Annotated in this window: 13 protein-coding genes and 1 pseudogene; 4 read left to right on the plus strand and 10 right to left on the minus strand. The window is 71.3% G+C overall.

The window, feature by feature from the left end:
* Nucleotides 1-437: 437 nt before the first annotated feature.
* Genes DEJ48_RS01380 through DEJ48_RS01400 form a run of 5 tightly spaced genes read right to left on the minus strand, consistent with a single transcriptional unit; the run spans nucleotide 438 to nucleotide 7,920 of the window.
* Entirely contained in the window at nucleotides 438-2,729 is a 2,292-nt protein-coding gene (locus DEJ48_RS01380; protein ID WP_150213688.1) for a DUF2272 domain-containing protein, read from the minus strand.
* Nucleotides 2,730-2,742: 13 nt separating this feature from the next.
* Nucleotides 2,743-3,831, minus strand: a complete 1,089-nt coding sequence (locus DEJ48_RS01385; protein ID WP_150213690.1) for a hypothetical protein — start codon at nucleotides 3,829-3,831, stop codon at nucleotides 2,743-2,745.
* A gap of 13 nt (nucleotides 3,832-3,844) precedes the next feature.
* Entirely contained in the window at nucleotides 3,845-4,162 is a 318-nt protein-coding gene (locus DEJ48_RS01390; RefSeq protein WP_150213692.1) for a hypothetical protein, read from the minus strand.
* 40 nt (nucleotides 4,163-4,202) lie between these two features.
* Nucleotides 4,203-5,474 carry a hypothetical protein gene (locus DEJ48_RS01395; RefSeq protein ID WP_150213694.1) on the minus strand — a complete coding sequence of 424 codons (1,272 nt, stop codon included), beginning with the start codon at nucleotides 5,472-5,474 and terminating at the stop codon, nucleotides 4,203-4,205.
* Nucleotides 5,455-7,920 (minus strand): hypothetical protein, encoded by a 2,466-nt coding sequence (locus tag DEJ48_RS01400; protein WP_150213696.1) that lies wholly within the window; start codon nucleotides 7,918-7,920, stop codon nucleotides 5,455-5,457. Before DEJ48_RS01400 ends, DEJ48_RS01395 begins: the two co-directional genes overlap by 20 nt.
* A gap of 1,264 nt (nucleotides 7,921-9,184) precedes the next feature.
* Here DEJ48_RS01400 and DEJ48_RS01410 point away from each other — a divergent pair.
* Together DEJ48_RS01410 and DEJ48_RS01415 are read left to right on the plus strand one after the other, a co-directional pair.
* On the plus strand, nucleotides 9,185-9,820 hold the full coding sequence (locus tag DEJ48_RS01410; protein ID WP_190537125.1) for a DUF4386 domain-containing protein: 636 nt from the start codon (nucleotides 9,185-9,187) through the stop codon (nucleotides 9,818-9,820).
* Between the two features lie 26 nt (nucleotides 9,821-9,846).
* Complete coding sequence (locus DEJ48_RS01415) at nucleotides 9,847-10,539, plus strand: DUF4386 domain-containing protein (protein WP_223831831.1); 693 nt, start codon at nucleotides 9,847-9,849, stop codon at nucleotides 10,537-10,539.
* 373 nt (nucleotides 10,540-10,912) lie between these two features.
* Here the strand turns inward: DEJ48_RS01415 and DEJ48_RS40995 are convergent, their stop codons facing one another.
* Complete coding sequence (locus tag DEJ48_RS40995; protein WP_411757411.1) at nucleotides 10,913-11,305, minus strand: hypothetical protein; 393 nt, start codon at nucleotides 11,303-11,305, stop codon at nucleotides 10,913-10,915.
* A gap of 284 nt (nucleotides 11,306-11,589) precedes the next feature.
* Between DEJ48_RS40995 and DEJ48_RS01425 the strand changes: the two are divergent.
* A pseudogene (locus DEJ48_RS01425) lies at nucleotides 11,590-11,682 on the plus strand (IS5/IS1182 family transposase); the annotation flags it as partial.
* Nucleotides 11,683-11,800: 118 nt separating this feature from the next.
* On the opposite strand, the gene DEJ48_RS01430 reads toward DEJ48_RS01425, so the two are convergent.
* From DEJ48_RS01430 to DEJ48_RS01445, 4 genes are all read right to left on the minus strand, one after another.
* Nucleotides 11,801-13,393 (minus strand): alkaline phosphatase D family protein, encoded by a 1,593-nt coding sequence (locus DEJ48_RS01430; protein WP_150213702.1) that lies wholly within the window; start codon nucleotides 13,391-13,393, stop codon nucleotides 11,801-11,803.
* On the minus strand, nucleotides 13,390-13,968 hold the full coding sequence (locus DEJ48_RS01435) for a phosphoesterase (RefSeq protein WP_150213704.1): 579 nt from the start codon (nucleotides 13,966-13,968) through the stop codon (nucleotides 13,390-13,392). Before DEJ48_RS01435 ends, DEJ48_RS01430 begins: the two co-directional genes overlap by 4 nt.
* A 149-nt stretch (nucleotides 13,969-14,117) precedes the next feature.
* On the minus strand, nucleotides 14,118-14,351 hold the full coding sequence (locus DEJ48_RS01440) for a hypothetical protein (RefSeq protein ID WP_150213706.1): 234 nt from the start codon (nucleotides 14,349-14,351) through the stop codon (nucleotides 14,118-14,120).
* Between the two features lie 16 nt (nucleotides 14,352-14,367).
* A complete protein-coding gene (locus DEJ48_RS01445; RefSeq protein WP_150220876.1) occupies nucleotides 14,368-15,000 on the minus strand; it encodes a TNT domain-containing protein in 633 nt (210 codons plus the stop codon).
* Nucleotides 15,001-15,317: 317 nt separating this feature from the next.
* Here DEJ48_RS01445 and DEJ48_RS01450 point away from each other — a divergent pair, with 317 nt between their 5' ends.
* The gene (locus tag DEJ48_RS01450) at nucleotides 15,318-16,556 is read left to right on the plus strand and encodes a lactonase family protein (RefSeq protein WP_150213708.1); all 1,239 of its coding nucleotides are present in this window, start codon (nucleotides 15,318-15,320) and stop codon (nucleotides 16,554-16,556) included.
* Nucleotides 16,557-16,582: the final 26 nt, after the last annotated feature.

Genomic DNA, 16,582 nt, shown 5'->3' on the forward strand with positions numbered 1-16,582 from the left:
CGTGTCCCGGTTCGAAGGCGCCCAGAAGTGATCAAGGGGCATACAGAAGCAACGTCGCTGCTCAACTGTGGGCGGGGCGCGCTCGGCTGTACGGGTACTTGAGCGAGGGCAGTAGGTGCGATCTCAAGCACTCACGATGGGAGTACCGGGTCCTCGGCTTTGCTGCGGCCTGCCACATCGCCGAACGCACCGCCCAGGTCGTCATCACCGACCTCGACGGGGCACTCCGGATCAGCAGCGAGAGGCTGCCCAAGCAGTGGAGGAAACAGCCGCGCAGCTCACCTCACCCTCGCCGATTTGCTGGACGTGTTCTGCCCGTAGGGCGGGACAAAGAGACATCTGCAGCAGCGGCCTGTGACTCATGAGACACACCCACATGCTGGCACCACCACAGCTCTCGCATCCACAGGGCCAACGAAAAGCTCAGCAGGAGTCAGTCAGTCGTGCAGCCCCTTCCGCGTCTTCTCCACGACGTGGACCCCGCGCTCCGGCAGTGGCGTCTTCCACGACGCGAACGCCGCCTTGATCGCCTGCGCGAGGACCGGGAGGAAGCGGTCCGTGGACAGGCCACCGGCCTTGTGGTCCGCGTGCATCGCGTTGACCACTGCTCGCTGGGCGACCGCCGGGAGATTGTTGTACGCGGACTGGAACATCCCCCGCGCATAGGGCGACCGGTCGTAGTGTGCCCGGAAGGCGTTCACGGCCCACCCCATGCGCTCCCTGGTGAACCTCGCGTTCATGCCCGCCAGATGTGCCTCCAACCACCGAACGGAGACCGCGCATTCGGCGACGATCACCGCCTCGTCGAGCCCGGCCAGGTAGAAGCGCTCGGCCCAGCCGTCCCAGCGCAGCTCATCCTTGGTGGCGGCTCCGACGATCGCCTGCTGCGTGCTCTTGCCCCACCGGTACGTGCGGCCCCGGTCGACCTCGATCCCGAAACGGCGGAACGCCTCGGGCCCCGCGTCGATCCACTTCTGGACCTTCCCGTGCTGCAGGGTGAGCTGCAGGAAGCCGATGCTGACCACCGCGCTGTCCCAGGTGTTGAGGGCTTGCACGGCCCCGCCGGTCTCCACCTGTGACACGCGTACGAAGGTGTCGAGGATGTCCTCGGACATGGTGACGACGCCGCGTCTACGCAGGTCGTTGAGCGTTGCGGCGAGCGGGCGGTCCGCGGAGTACCGGGCCAGCCCTCGGGCCGTACGCGCGGCGCCCTCGCCGTGATACACGATCCGGTAGGCCTTGCTGGGCTGCCTGTCCCCGCCCAGCGGCGGCACGCCGGGCGCGGTCACGGGCAGCGCGGGGGACGGGGGCGCGCCAGGGGCCGGGGTGGGTCCCGTAGCAGGCGCCGCCGGCCGCCCGACGTCGAGAAGCCGCCGGAGCGCCGCCCACGTGTCGGGGCCGACGATGCCGTCCTTCGCCATCCCGTGCTGCCCCTGCCACTGGGCGACCGCATGCGCGAAGCGCACTTCGTCCACAGCCAGTTGCGGGTCGCCGAGCAGCCGCGCGACGGCGTCGATCCGGCCGCGCCAGCCGAGCCCTTCGCCGTACGAGCGGTTCAGCCGCATCGCCTTGGCCAGGGCGTCCGGGGGAAGCAGCCCGAAGAGCCGGAACACCGAGCCGAGTCCGGAGGCACCGGCCCCGCCGGGTGCCCGGACCTTGATCAGGGCGAAGTGCCCGCACCCGCCCTGCTTCGGCAGTACGAAGCCCTGCGCGTCCAGCCGGTACGTGCGCGCCTTCACCGACTGGCTGACATTGCCCCCGACCACCCGGACCGTCCGCCGGTCCAGGTCGACCGCGGTGACGATGTCGCCGTGCGTGCACCACCCGTGGCCGTTGTCGATGTTGTCGTACGTGGCACCGTTGCACGGCTTGTTCGGACCGCATGGCCGGTCGGCGCACAGGATGTCGCCCGGTTCCGGCTGGGCACGTTCCAGCCGGTGCAGCCAGAACTCGCTGGTCGTGTCGCCCTGCGCGGTGCGGCGCTTGATGGCGCTGATGTAGCCGCGGTGGGCGCTGCTGCGCGGGAAGGTCGCGGCGCCGGCCGTCGCCATCACCCAGGAGACGAAGACCGCACTCCACGGTTCGTGCGCCTGCCACGCGACGCTCTGCAGATCCGGCGCGGCGACGGTGCGGCGGACGCCTGTGCGGTAGTAGTCCTGCAGCACCGCCGTCAGCTGCGGGTCGGTCTCCTTCCGGACGCCGTCGCCCCACCGGCCGCACTCCTGTTCCGCGACCGCCGCGATACGGGCACCGAGGGCGGCGGCGGGCCGCGCCGGCTCCTCGTGCTCGCCGGCCGGGGCGGCGTCCGGCTCCTCGGCCGTGTAGAAGTCCGGCTCCTCGCCCGCGAAGTCGTCCGGCCCTTCGCCCTCCTCGGCGGCGTCTTCCAGCTCCGCCTCCCACTGGGCGACTTGCCACTCCGCCTCCGACACCGGCTCATCGACGGCCTCGCCGGACTCCTGCTCGGCGGGCTCGACGGCATCGGCCTCGTACGACGAAGCCGCGTACGACTCCGCCTCGTACGACGAAGCCGCGTACGACTCCGCCTCGTACGGCTCTGCCGCGTAGCTCTCGCCCGCATACGCGTCACCCTCGTACGCCTCGCCCCCATACCACTCCCCCTCCGCCTGGAACGGCCCACTGGCTGGCGCCGGCGGCCCCGCCGCACCCTCCGGCAGCTCCAGCGCGCCCTCGTCCGCGAAGGGCGACGGGGCACCCGTCTCATACGGCATGGTCTGCTCCCCTCTACGGATTCGGGGCGACCTTCGGCGCCTTCAGGTCCCGCCCGGTGGTGATCGACCAGTGCGTGATCACCGTCTGCACATCCGGAGTGACCAGCGGGTCGTTGAAGAGCACCGGGACGTTCGCCGCGTCGGCGAACGCCCGGGTCTCGATGCTGATCAGGAGCCGCGAGATCGCGTCGGCGACGTCGAAGAAGCTCTTCGACATCGCATGCGCGGGTATCCGCACCCGCTCCGCGATGCGGAACAGCCGCTGCTCGGGGCTGGTCGCCTCGGCGCGGAGCGAACTCACGATCGGCGAGTTGAAGTCGAGCGTCAGATGGAACCACGCCATCGTCGAGATCGCCCAGAACTCCTCCCGGGAGAGGTTCGAGGCGAGTCTGCGCGTGGTGAGCATGTCGGACAGCCGCTCCGCCAGGTCCGCGATCTTCGCGTGGTCGGTGGGGTTGGGCCCGATGGTGTTGCGGACGTTGATGATGCCGACCCAGGTCTCGCGCAGGAACTCCTCGAAGACGGAGACGAATTGGGTGTTGGCGGCGGTCGGCTTCGGATACGGATCCGCTGCGGGGTGGGTGAGATCCATGCCGAACATGCGGTAGTAGGCGTTGCGCCGGATGGTGTCGCCGTTCGGGCGGACAAAGCTCGAGAGGGCCGTGATGAAGAAGGGGGCCGACTCCCGGAAGAAGAGCTCCTCGGTGTTGCGCAGCCAGTGCTCGGCGCCGTTCGAGGGCACCCCCAGCTCCTCGCCCTCGCGGTAGAGGGCGACGACGCGGCGGAAGATCTCCATGAGCCGGGTGCTCTCGAGCATGTACGCGTAGCTGAGGTGCTCCCAGCGGACATGGCCGGGGCGGCAGTCGTCCGGGGAGGTGCTGGAGAAGACGCGCTGGTTGCGGTCGAAGCCTTCGAAGAGCTGCTGCAGCCGCACCGGCAGGCCGGGGATGTCGCTGCGGTGGTCGGGGTGGCCGACCGGCTGGCTGAGGTCGTTGCGCTGGAAGGTCCAGGCCTGCTCCAACAGGGAGGTCAGCTCAATGGGGTGCAGCCGGAAGAGGAGCTCGGCACCACCCGGGATCTGCCGGGTCAGTTGTCGGAACATCGCGGGCTCCTCGTCATTCGAAACTCTGGCCGCAGAGTGCGTCGTTCGCGTCCCGCGCGGCATCCAGCCCGTCGACGCCGGGGTTGCGGGCGAGACAGCTCAGGCCGGGCAGGCACCACAGTTTGCGGTCCGCGTCCGGCGCTTGGGTGGTGGCCACCCGCAGGTCGTCGCGGATGCGCCGGTAGCGGTCGCGGATCTCCTGCAGCGGGTCGGGCAGTACGGGGCCGGGGTCGGTGGGCAAGTCATCCCCCGAGCCGGTGGCCGTGACGGTGGCGTGGCGCGCCTGCGCTGGTGGCTTCTCGGTGGTCCGGGACGCCTTTTCCTCGGGCATCTGGTGATCCCCCTTGGTCGTGGTGGGTCGGTCGGTTACGTCAGGCAGCGGGCGCCGCGCCTCCTCCGAGCCGCAGCAGCCAGGCCTCCTGTCCGGCGGCGGGGCCGGCCGCCGGCTCCGGTTCTGTCGCCGCCCGCCAGCCGGTGAGCGCCAGCAGCCGCAGCCCCTCGTTCCAGATCCAGTGCGGCGAGGTGTAGAGCGCGGGGCCGAGCCGGGCGGCCAGCTCCCGCAGGGCCTGCGGGGACACCCGCTGCGGTGGCACGAGCGCGGTCAGCGGGCGCCCCGCGAAGGCCGCGAGCGGCTCGTCGAGCACGGCGGCCGCAAGGGCGGGGAGCCGCGGCAGTGAGGCGGCGAGGAGTTCGCGGGCCTGGGGGTCCGGGCAGTCGGCGAGCGGATACGCCGCGAGCCACTCCCGCTCCAGTGCGTCCCAGGGCCCCGGTCCGTAGGCGTGTCGGCACAGCGCCGTGTTGAGCGGCACGCGCAGCCAGGCGACCGGGTGCGGGTCGCCGGGCAGCAACCGGAAGACGTACGCCGGGCCGCCCGAGAGCACGTCGTGCAGGTTGGCGACGGCGCCGAAGCCCGCGTGCGCGAAGGCGAAGACGTCGGCGGTGATCTCGGAGGACCAGCCCGCCCACAGCCCGGCGACGTCGGGGCCCGAGGGGGCGGCGGCGCGGGCGAGGAGCGTGGCAGCCTCCTCGTTCCAGCCGGTCTGGAAGGCGACTTGGTGACCGCACTCGTGCAGGACGGCGGTCGGGCAGAGCAGGCTGTGCCGGGTGACCTTGATGGTGGCGGCCGGGCTCTCGGTGTTGCCGTCCCACAACCGCAGTCCCGCCTTGAGGATCGCGGCGCCGACGCCGTTGTCGAGGTAGGTCAGCACCGCCGGTACGGGCTTGAGCAGCGGGTCGAGGACGGCCGCCATGCTGCGCTGGGCGAGGCTGTCGCAGGCCCGCAGCAGGGCGGCGATGTGCGGGCTGGTGCGGGTGTTCACGGCGTCGGCGTAGAACTCGATGCTGGTCTCGGCCCGTAGATAGCCCTGCCGGAATTCGAGCAAGCGGATCCGGACGGCGTCGAGTTCGGCGGGCGAGTGGGCCGCGCGCAGGGCCGTGCGCAGGATGTGCCCGCGAGTGCGCAGGCCGCTGACCGCCTCGGTCAGGGCGCGGCGCACCGCGACGCCGAGGTACTGCTCCAGGCCCGCCCAGGCGGCCGGCGCGGCGAGGTCGTCCAGGGCGCCGAGCCGGTCGGCCGCCGCGGTCCAGTGGCCGAGCTGGCGGGCGAGCTGGGTCCGCGTGGCGTCAGCGGCGGTGCGTTGCATGCCCGGCTGTCACGGTGACGTTCATGGTCGCGGGCGCCGCGGGGCTGCCGGGGCGCTCGGGCCGGCCGTCAAGGACCGAGCGCACCCGGGCAAGTACGGGCGCCGCCTTGAGCACGACCCGTACGGTCGCTCCGTCCTCCGGCGCCTCGGTGGCGGCGGTGAACGCCTCCCGGTGGTCCTTCAGCAGCGTGGCGAGCCCACGGGTGAGCGCTTCCTCGACCGTCACGGCGAGCTGGTTCAGCGCGCCCGCCGGCAGTGTTCGCAGCGCCGCGGCACCGGCGCCGGGCGGTACGGCGCCGTGGACGATGCGGAGCCGGTGGCCGGTGAGGGCGGCCCTGATCCGGCGGCGCAACGGCCGTATCAGCGGGGCCAGGAGCTGTCCGGCCTGCCGGCCTTGGCGCAGTCCGGCGGCGAGCCGCTGCGCCTCGGCTTCGGTGAGGTAGAGCTCGGTCCGCAGGGTGTCGTCGGTGCAGCCGAGGTTGATACGGACCCGGCCGGGGCGGGACGCGGGGGCGCGGGTGTGGCGGGCTGCGGGGGCGGGGGCCGCGACGGGTTGCGTCGCCAGGGCTGCGCCGGGGTCCGCCGCCGCGGCGGCGCTTGCGTCCGCGGCCTCCAGGTAGTAGAGCCGCTGCCCCACCCCGAGCAACTGCCCGTCCATGTACCGCGCTTCGGCCTCCTCCCCGAGGGCCGGCTCGCCGAGCAGCAGCGCGGCCGCGTCCGGGGTCAGAGGGTGCAGCGCGGGTGTCTCGGACAGCTCGCCTCCGGGGTCCTCCAGTCCTTCGCCGCGCATGATCGAGTCGAGCGTGGTGCCGGGCACCGCCTCGTAGAGATGCAGGCGGGCGCGGACCGGTGCGCCGGGCGCGTATCCGAGCGTGGACCGCAGCGTGTCACCGAGATCGAGGCCGCAGAAGGTGCCGATGTGTGCCGCCTGGTACGGCGAGACCGTCACCCACGGGATGCGGGTGTACTTGCGGTAGCGGTGCCGGCCGCGCAGCGGCTTCGGCAGCCAGGCGCCGTGGAGGGTGAGGTCCTCGCGCAGCTCCGGGCGGTCCTGGTAGGTGGCCTCGGTGAGGATCTGCGGGAGGTTGCGGGCGGCGGCCTGCTCGAAGGCCTCCAGGACGAAGCCTTCGAGGAGGGTGTCGTCGGCGAGGATGTGCTCGGGCAGCGCGGCCACGCCGCGCACCGTGTCCTCCACGACGGACGCCATCGCCGCCCCCGCCGCCTGCCGTTCGTCCTCGGGGCCGGCTTCGAGGTGGATCAGGCGCAGCCCGGCGTCCACCAGCGCCCGGGACAGCGCCGCGGCGGCGGTCGGCCCGACGAACCGCCGGATGAGCGGCGCGACGAACTTGGCGAGGGTCTTCACGAGCATGGACCGCCCGCCGGTCAGCTTCAGCGCGAGCTTCAGCACCGGCAGCGCCGCGGGCAGGAACTGTTCCAGCTGCGGCGTCAGATCAGTACCGTCCTCGGCCGCGCCGAGCTCGGCGATGAACCGCTCGCGGGCGCGGTCGAGTTCCGCGACGGGGTCGGGCCGGACCGCGGCCCGGTCCGCCTCCCGGGCGTACTCGGCGCCCGGCCGGTCCATGGCCGCCTCGGTGTCGGCGAACACCGTGTCGGCCGCGCGCATTCCGAACTCGGCCTGCAGCTCGCGCACATCACCGGTGGCATCGACCGTCTCCCGGCCGGTGTCGTCGCCGGTCTCGCTCTCGCCCGCGCCCAGCAGCGGCAGTCGCTCGGCGAGCTTCTGCGCGTACGGGCGCAGCCCCTCCGGCAGCCACTTGAGCCCGGCTGCGACCGCCTTGCGGAGCAGGGCGACGGCGATCGGCTTCAGTTTGGCCAGCAGTGGGCCGAGGGCGAGGTTCGCGACGACCTTGAGCCCGCGTTTGGCGAGGCCGACCGCGCCCTTGGCGACCTTCTTCAGCACGTTGCCGATGCCGAACAGGAACTCGAAGGAGGGCGATCCCGGCGGATGGCCGCCCGGCGGCGCGGCGAAGGCCTCGAAGAGCGTGTCCACTTCGATCTCGTCCATCGCGTGCAGCGCACGCTCGCCGCCCGCCTCGGCCACCGCATCTATGGCCGATTCCAACTCTCGTACAAGCGGGGCATAACGGTCATCCATCAACTGCCGCACAGCCGCCGGATCGGTATAAACCGCCCCACCGTCCCCCGACTCCAGCTCCGCATGCTCCGCGGCGGCCTCACCGGCCAGCCGCAGCAGGGCGTCGTCGAGCCCCGGCTCATAGAGCTCGGCGAGGAAGGCGGCGAACTCCTCGGCCTCCGGATCCACCGCCGGGTCCGCACCGTCGCGGAGATAGCTCCTGAGGAAGGGGCTCTCGTACGCCGCCGGGCCGGGAGGCGCCGACGCGGCCGGGCTCTCCCCTTCGTCGAGCATCTCGAAGCTGTCGGCAGCGAGAAACGGGCTGCTGGAACCAGAGCCGAGCACGGACATGTACAGCCACCCCCCGGGGGCGCCGATGGACTTGCCACCGCCGGACCCGTTCCGGAGGCTGGCTCATCGTTCTGCGGCCCGCCGAGCGAGGTCAACACGTCTTTTTACGCATGCGGTGCGGCGGCAGCGACAACTGGCCACACGATCACGGGCGCGGTTCCGGCCGGGCCGGTGTGCGGTCAGACCTTGAAGACACGCCGCGCGTTGCCGGACAGGAACAGCTCGGCGGCCTCCTTGTCCAGGTCGAGATCGCCGAGGTGTTCCAGGGCCTGAGAAGGCGTGACCATCGGGTAGCTGGAGCCAAAGCGCACCTTCCGGCGACCGGTCAGCCGTTTCCTTCTATCGTCAGACCAGGTGGTACCACCGAGGCGGGCCGGAGCCACATCGCCGAGTACGGCTCCAGCGTCCGCTCCCCCAGCCCCCGGGCCCGCAGTGAGGCAAGACCCTGTGCGGCCGGTGCAACGTTCTGCAGCGAATGCAGCCCCGGCCTGGACGTCCTCATGTCTTGGTCCGGGGCCGGCTCCCGCATCCCCAGGTCCGTGAGGACGCCGGCGGGGGGGGGTGGGGGGCCACAGCCCCGCGCCTGTGCGGCCGCCGCTGCCCGGAGGGGCCCGGCGGCGGCCGCAGCTCACTGCCTTTCAGCTGCCGAGTACCCCGCTAACGCGGGACCTCAGACATGGAGCCTTTTCCAACCTGGCTGTCCGCTCCGCCGACCATGCCCGGAGGAGCGTTCGCAGCACGGCGGCTGTCCGTGGACCTGCTGGTCACAGGCCCGTGACCGGCTGCCACGGTCGCTTACTGGCACGCCTTTGACCAGCACAGACGTGAGGTTGGAGAAGGCTCACTCTGCGGTTCTCCAACGACGGCACGACCCCGGTCTCGGTGGGGCGCATTGAGCTGATCTCGTATCCCCTTGGTGGAGCTCCAAGAACTGGAAAATGTCAAGGTCAAGAGGTTCGAGCCGTACGACCCGGAGCGCCCCTGGATTCCTGCCGTTGACGGGACCGTCCTCGCCATCGCCCGGGTGGCCGCGTGCCCGCGCTGTCGATCGGCCCCGTTGGTGTGTCATCCGCGGGCCCTGGGTGATTCCTTGCCGCGCGGGCGGTGCGTACGGCTGCAAAGGGAGGATAGTTGGGGCTCAGGCGCACATACCTCGGGTGGCAGGCCGTCGCTTGATCGCTCGGCGGCTGCTCGGCTCGTGGTCTGGGCGCGGCAAGGCTCAGGCTCCATGCCCTCGGCAGGCCGGGGCGGAAGGGGCGGACGCATGCCGTACAGGAAGACCGCTGTGCTGGTGGGGTTGCTGTTCCTCTCGTCGACGCTGACCTTCGCCCTCGGCAGCTCGCTCGTGGGGGACTACTTTTCCGACCCGGACTCCGGGGAGGGAGGGCTGCTCGTGGGTGTGCTGCTGGAGGGGTACACAGCTTTTGCGGTTGCCGGGATCGGTGTCGCCCTGTTCCCCGTGTTGAAGCCGCACGGAAGGCGCCTCTCGGCCTGGTATCTGATTCTTAGATGTGCGGAATGTGCCGCCATCGTTGCGGTGGGGTGCTATTTCCTTGCGAGCAAGAACGAGTTGACGGATTACGCTCTGCTCGTCTACGCGTTCTCCGGTGCCGGCGGTCTGGCCCTGTCGTACCTATTGTTGTGTGCCGGGCTGGTCGCACGGTGGCTTTCGGTACTCGGGCTGGTGGGCTACGCCGTTCTGCTGGCGGGAGTGGGGAGTGACCTGCTGGGGCTCGTGGACATCAACTCCGGTGCCGGGGTGCTGTTCTATGTTCCCGGTGGTTTGTTCGAAGTGCTGCTTCCGTTGCTGCTGATCTTCAAGGGATTCCGTCCTGTCGTACCGGCGCCCGACGCGTGCGGCCGTGGCGGGCGGCTGGCATCGGAGGGGGCCCGCGGATGACCCCGCCCGGGGAGACCTCGCGAACCGTGCGCAAGGCCGGTCTGGTCGCGGGAGCGGGGATCCTGGTCATGGCCCCGTTGGCGGTCTTCGCCAATTTCGGCGTGCTGGACAACCTGATCACCGAGGATGACGCGACACGCACCGCCCGGGACATCCGTCATTCCGAGGCGCTTTTCCGCTTCGGCGCGGTGGCCCTGTTCCTGGTCGCTGTCCTGGACGTGGTGGTGGCCTGGGCGCTGATGGTCTTCTTCCAGCCTGCGCACAAGGGAATCGCGACGCTCGCGGCCTGGTTCAGGCTCGCCTACGCGGGAGTGCTCCTCGTCGCCGTCACCCAGCTCGTTGGGGCGTTGCCCCCGGCCAAGAACGCAGAATCGCTGGAGGCGTACAGCGCGGATCAGCTGGATGCCGAAGCGCTCATGCGCATTGATGCCTTCTACGACGTCTGGGACGCCGGGCTCATATTCTTCGGAGTCCATCTGCTGTTGCTGGGGTTCCTCGCCTTCCAGTCGGGCTATGTACCTAGAGTGCTGGGAGTCCTGCTGGCTGCCGCGGGGCTCGGCTATCTCGCAGACAGCTTCGGTGCGTCCCTCTCCTCTGGATATTCGGTCGAGGCAGCCGTGTTCACCGGTGTGGGTGAGCTTCTGCTTATGATCTGGCTCTTGACCGCAGGCAGGAACGTCGGTTCACGGCTGCCGATACAGGCCGAGAGGATGCCTTGAGAGGGGGGCTCTGTGCTCTCCGTTGTGGTCGCGGTAGTGATCGTTTGCCGATCTGCGTAACACTGAGTCCACGCGTGTTGCGCCCGTCCAGGCGGTAGGTGGTGTTCTGTCGCGGCTTCCCGCCGCCAGTGGAGGGACTCGTCTGGCCCCTCTTGCTTTATGGCCCCGCAGGATGCCAGTCGGTGCGCAGACGCACCTCGGGTGGCACTGGAGCGCCGACTGCCGCGAGGAGCCCCATCGAAGCGGGGCCACTTGCCGCGTCGAAGTTCAAGACAGCGCCGGAGAACACGGCGAGGCCGAGGTACGCAGTGCTGCCCGGAGCTGGACTGCAGCCGGAAGACGGGCTGCTGCTGGCTGCACCGCTGCCCGACAGTCATGGCGAGAGCGGCGGCGAGAGCGCGTGCTGGCGTTTCGGCGGTGCCCGGCCGCCGCCCGTGGGGCGCAGAGTGCGCAGGCACAGCCACGCGCCGAGCGGCAACAGGAAGGCGGTAGCCAGGACGCGGAAGGCGTCGGAGCCGGGGAGAGCGAAGACGCGGACGGCGGCGCAAGCGATGACGCCGGGCAGGGTCCTGGCGACGAGGCGCCGGGCGAGTGCGCCGCGCAGAGCGCCGTCGCGGCGGTAGCGCCACAGTGCGCCTAATGCGGTCCACCGCCGCCCCCGCCGTTCTGTGATCGCCCGGTCAGTATCGACGGAGCGGGTGGCGGGAACGGGATCCCGCAACGAAATGTGCGCGAGCAGTAGGTGCAGCCCGGCATACAGCCGCACGCGTCCGCCTCGAGAACGACCGGATTTCCCTGGACCGGCTTCAGTATGTGATCGATCTCGGCAGGCCATAGTGACGGTGTCGGCGTGCGGGACGCTGAGGTGGTATCGGGTGCACATCCGATAGCACAATGCCATCAGTTGGGAGGTCCCATGTCCCCGCCGATGCACTTCTTCGGCGCCCAGCCGACGGGTACGTAGCATCTCCGGTCGGCCGCCCGTGCGGTGCCCCGGGCAGGCCGCGTGGGGGCTGGCCCGCCGCGACGATCCGCGCACCGAGGGCGAGCAAGATCCTCCGCGACTGCCGACAGCACGGCGACGGCCTCCACCATGCGGTCAAGGCCGTCGCCCACATGCACAACCTCGCCCTCACATCATGACCGCAAGACCCCACCCACAGGCTCTGACCTGACCAGACACGGCCTTGTGCAACACTCTTCAACCCTCAACCCGAGCGGCCGACCGGGCGCACCCTCAACCTCAGGTTTAGCGTGAGGGTCAACGTCGACCGGAGGTCGACTCCGCGTCGTCCCTGCGGTACTGCGCGGGCGATCCCTTGGTCGCCTCGTCCTCGTACGAGCCGGCCTTGCCCCGTTCCACGTGGAACTTCGTCAGGGTGGCCACGGCGGAGTCCGGGTCGCGCCGGTCGCCGATGACGCGCATGTGGGCGGTGAAGCGCCGGGGCGTCACCTCGTACACGTCGTAGCCGTACCGGTTGCCCTCGAAGTACTTCAGGTGCGGGTTGGCCCGGCCCATGAGGGGGCCGTTGGTGGCGTTCCACTCGGGCGAGTAGGCGCCGGAGGTCACCGAGTGGGCCGTGAACTCCGTGCCCACCAGCGGTGAATCGGGCTGGTCGAAGTCGGTGCGGACGTCGTCGACGAAGGCCGAGTGCCAGTCACCGGTGATGACGACCAGGTCTTCCAGGCCGCTCTTGTGCACGTGCCCGAGGACCTCCTTGCGCTCGGCGAGGAAGCCGTCCCACTGGTCGGTGAACATGTACGAGCCGCCCGGCCTGCCCCGCAGCTGGCTCAGCATGATCGAGTTGGCCCACACGTGCCAGGAGTCCGGGGCCCGGTCGACGGTGCGCTTGAGCCAGGCCTTCTGCTCGGCGCCGAGGATCGTGCCGTCGGGCAGGTTCTGCGCGGAGCGGTACGACCGCAGGTCGAGGATGCTCAGTTCGACCAGGTCGCCCCAGCGGCGTACGCGGTGGATCTCGGGGTCGGGCAGGGCCGTGCCGCCGAAGGAGTCGCGGTGCGGCATGTGCTCGAACCACGCCTGGTAGGCGGCCGCCCGGCGGCGCATGAACGGGGCGCCGCCCCCGGTGCCGCTGTAGTCGTTGACGACCTCGTGGTCGTCCCAGGTCAGGAACCACGGGTGGGCGGCGTGCGCCTCGCGCAGCGACTTGTCGCCCTTGTACAGGGCGTGCCGCTTGCGGTAGTCGGCGAGGGTGAGGATCTCCGGCCCGTCGTGGTCACGGACGTGTTGTTCCGGAACGCCGCCGACCTGCCCGTGCTCGTAGATGTAGTCGCCGAGGTGGATGACGAAGTCCACGTTCTCGCGGGCGATGCCGCGGTGCGCGGCGTAGAACCCGTCGTGGAAGGCCTGGCAGTTGGCGGCGGCGAAGGTGACCTTGGAGACCCGGCCGCCCGGCGCCGTCCTCGTCCGGCCGACGCGGCTGGTCCTGCCGAGCGCCTTGAAGGCGTACCAGTAGTGACGGCCGGGCGCGAGACCGCTCACCGGTACGTGCACGCTGTGCCCGAGCGTCGCGGACGCCGGCGCGGTGCCGCGGGCGACGACGTGCCGCAGTCGGGAGTCCCTGGCCACGACCCAGTCGACCTCCACGACCTCGGGAAGTCTCTGCTCGGCGGCGAGGGGTTCGGGCGCGAGTCTGGTCCACAGGACCACGGAGTGCGGCTGCGGATCGCCGGAGGCGACGCCGAGCGTGAAGGGCGCCCGGTCGTACTCGGCGCCGAGGCGTTCGGCGGCCTCGCGGGCCTGCGCCGGGGTGAGTCCCGCGGCGAGCGGCCAGGCGAGGTTCAGCGCACCGGCGGCCGCCGCGGCCTTCAGCAGATCACGACGGTTGACGGTCATCGGTGGCCTCCGTCGGCGCTGAGGGTGAGGGAGAGGGCGTCCGCGTAACCGTCGTTGGAGGTGCCGCCGCCGCTGCGGGTGAAGACGAGGAGGAGCCGTGCCGAGCGGGCGGTGGGCGGCACGGCGGCCTCGGCGGTGCGCTCCACGAGGCCCGTGCGGCCGCCCCGGTCCGCGGCGCCGACGGGGCCGAGCACGCTGAGGGCCACGGGCGTGCCCTTGGCGTCACGGAACTCCACGGAGAGCCGGGCGCCGTCCTCCTGTCCGGCGTAGCCCCCGAGCCAGGCCGACAGGGTGTAGCGCACCCGCCCCGCGTCGACGGCCCGGCGTCCCGTCCGGCCGGTCCTGGGCAGGGAGACGTCCTGGACCAGGGCGGTGCGGGCGCTGTTGCCGCCCGAGAAGAAGCGGCTCCCCCGCCGGGCAGGACCGGGATCCGCCGGGGTCGGATAGCCGCCGCCGAGGCTGTAGGCGACGAGCGCCGGCGCCCCTTGGGCCACCCGCCAGCCGCGGACCTCCGTCACGGGGTCGGCGGTGCCGCCCGCCCCGCCCTCCGCGTCGCCGTTGACGACCAGATTCACGCGCGCCTCCTGTGATCGTTGGATCGAGCGCGGTCAGCCCACCAGCCACGCGTGAACCAGGAGAAGCGTCCCGGCGAATTCTGTTACGCACGCACCTGTTCCGGGCGCGGGTGCGGTACGACGACTGCTCGGAGTCGGATCAGCCGGAGTCAGATCAGTTGGCGCAGCAGGTGCGCGCAGGCCGCCGCCTCGTCCACGTGCCGGGCCAGAGGCTGGTGCACGCCCCGCTCGTACGTCCCGACCTCCCACTCCCCGCCCCCGACCCCGCGCAGGTAGACGAAGTCGGGGGGCGTGGGGGACGGTTCGTGGACGCCGTCGATCCAGTAGTAGCCGTCGGCGATCCCGGCCGCGCGCAGCGCCACCGCCGCCTCACGGACGTCCACGGACGTGCCTCCTCCGCTAGTCGTCCGCGGGCTCGAGGTACCCGTGGTCGAGCAGCCACTTCACGTTGAGCCGTTGCCCCTCGCCCGGGTCGAGGAAGGCCGGGTCCAGTTTGATCTGCTGGCCGCGGCCCGGCTGTTCGAACCAGGGGGCGATGCTGCCCTGCCAGACGTGGAACGGCTTGCTCACCTCGTAGACGCGGTAGTCGCAGGCGACGGCGGCGTCGCGGGTGTTGAGGTTCTGCGGGGGCAGGGCGCGCTTCGCGTACGGGTCGCCCGCGGGCGCGAGGTACCCGCCGAACTCCGAGCCGAAGCGGTCCAGCTCCTCGCCCTTCTCCAGGAGCTCACGGTGCTTGTCGACCTGGCCGTTGACGGTGTCGAAGCCGTCGTTGGGCGGGTACTTCCAGCTGCCGGTGTCCGCCGGGCCCTCCCAGTACTTCTTCAGGAAGGCCTTCGGCGACAGCTTGCCGGTGCGCTTCCAGTTCTTCAGGAGCGGGCCGACGGGGCGCTGCCACTTCTTGGGCAGCCAGGCCGGGCCGAGGCGGGCGTCGCCCTGGAACTTCCCGGTGCACGGCTCGTGGGCCGCACCGGCGGTCAGCGGAGGCGCGGGGGCGGCCGGAACCGCCGCGCTCGCGGCGGGTGCGGCCGCCATGGCGCCGGCGGCGGCGAGCGCGGCCAGGACGGTACGGATCCGGATCACACGGCTGTGGTCCACTCGGCAACTCCTCGGGCATCTGTGTGCAGTGGGCAGCGATCGCTCGCACACCGTATCCGAGCCGTGCCTCTGCGTTGTCCTTCCTGATCAACTCGCCGCGATGTACACCCCCGTTGGCCGATTCCGGGCGTCCTCCGCGGCCCTCCGCCCGGCGAGTCGGCGCGCCGACGTGTGCGGCTCTTGTCCGCCCGCTCCTCCACGGGGCACTGTGTGTGTCTGCCACATCCGTCACTACCGACGCACGAGGTGCAGGTATGAACAGCGGAGCAGAGCCGGGCACGGACTCGGAGAGCGGCGGCCCCGGGCGGCGTCGGTTCATCGGTGCGCTGGTGGGGGCCGCGACCGCCGGGGCACTTGCCGCCACCTCCGCCTGTGGATCGCCCGGCCCGGCGAGCCGCGAGCGTTCCGACCTCACCCGACGCAGTACGGCTTCCTCCGCGGCGCACCAGCGGCGCCGCGAGGGACGGTTGTTCCTGGGGACGTACACCTCGCAGGAAGGCGGCGGCAAGGGCATCGGCCTGGCGACGTACGACGACGTGACGGGTCGCGTCACCGGCACCGGCACGCTCGACGGAGTCCCCGACCCCTCCTATCTGGCGCTGCACCCGTCCGGCCGCACGCTCTACGCCGTCAACGAGCGGGAGAAGGGCGGCGTGACCGCCGTCGCGCTCTCCCCCGACGGCCGGCATGACGTCCTCGGCACGCGCGACACCGGCGGCAACGGCCCGTGTCACCTCTCCGTGCATCCGGGCGGCCGCTGGCTGCTCAGCGCGAACTACGGATCGGGCAGCGTGGCCGTGCACCCCATCGAGGCGTCGGGGGCGCTCGGTGCGCGGACGGACCTGGTCACGCACTCCTCGCCGCCCCCGGGCCCCGGCCAACAGGGGCCGCACGCCCACCAGATCGTCACGGCTCCGGACGGCCGCCACGTCCTGGCCGTCGACCTCGGCAACGACACGGTCTACACGTACCGCCTGGATGAGAAGGCGGGCAGGCTCAGCCGCGTGTCGTACGCGAGCCTGCGGCCTGGCGCGGGCCCGCGCCACCTCACCTTCCACCCGTCGGGCCGCTTCGCGTACGTCGCCGACGAGCTGGACAACACGGTCGTCGTCTGCGCGTACGACCCCGCCTCGGGCCGCCTCACGCCGGGTGAGCCGCAGTCGACCGGCACGGGTGAGGGCACCAGCTATCCGGCCCAGATCGTGGTGACGCGCGAGGGCCGCTTCGCCTTCCTCGCCAACCGCGGGCACAACAGCATCACGCGGTACGCGATCGAAGGCGACGGCGCCCGGCTGCGGCTCCTCGACACGGTGCCCGTCGGCGGGGACTTCCCTCGGCAGCTCGCGTTCTCGCCGTCCCAGCGGCTGCTGTTCGCCGCGAACCAGAAGTCGAGCTCGGTGAGCGTCTTCCAGGTCGACGGGGGCAGCGGCGCACTCCGCCTCACCGGCAAGCCGTTCGCCTCGCCGATCGCGGTGTGTGCGCTGCCCCTCTGACGTCCCGGCACCCCGGCGTCACCAGC

This window comes from Streptomyces venezuelae, assembly GCF_008642315.1.
In the GTDB taxonomy this organism is placed as follows: Bacteria; Actinomycetota; Actinomycetes; order Streptomycetales; family Streptomycetaceae; genus Streptomyces; species Streptomyces venezuelae_D.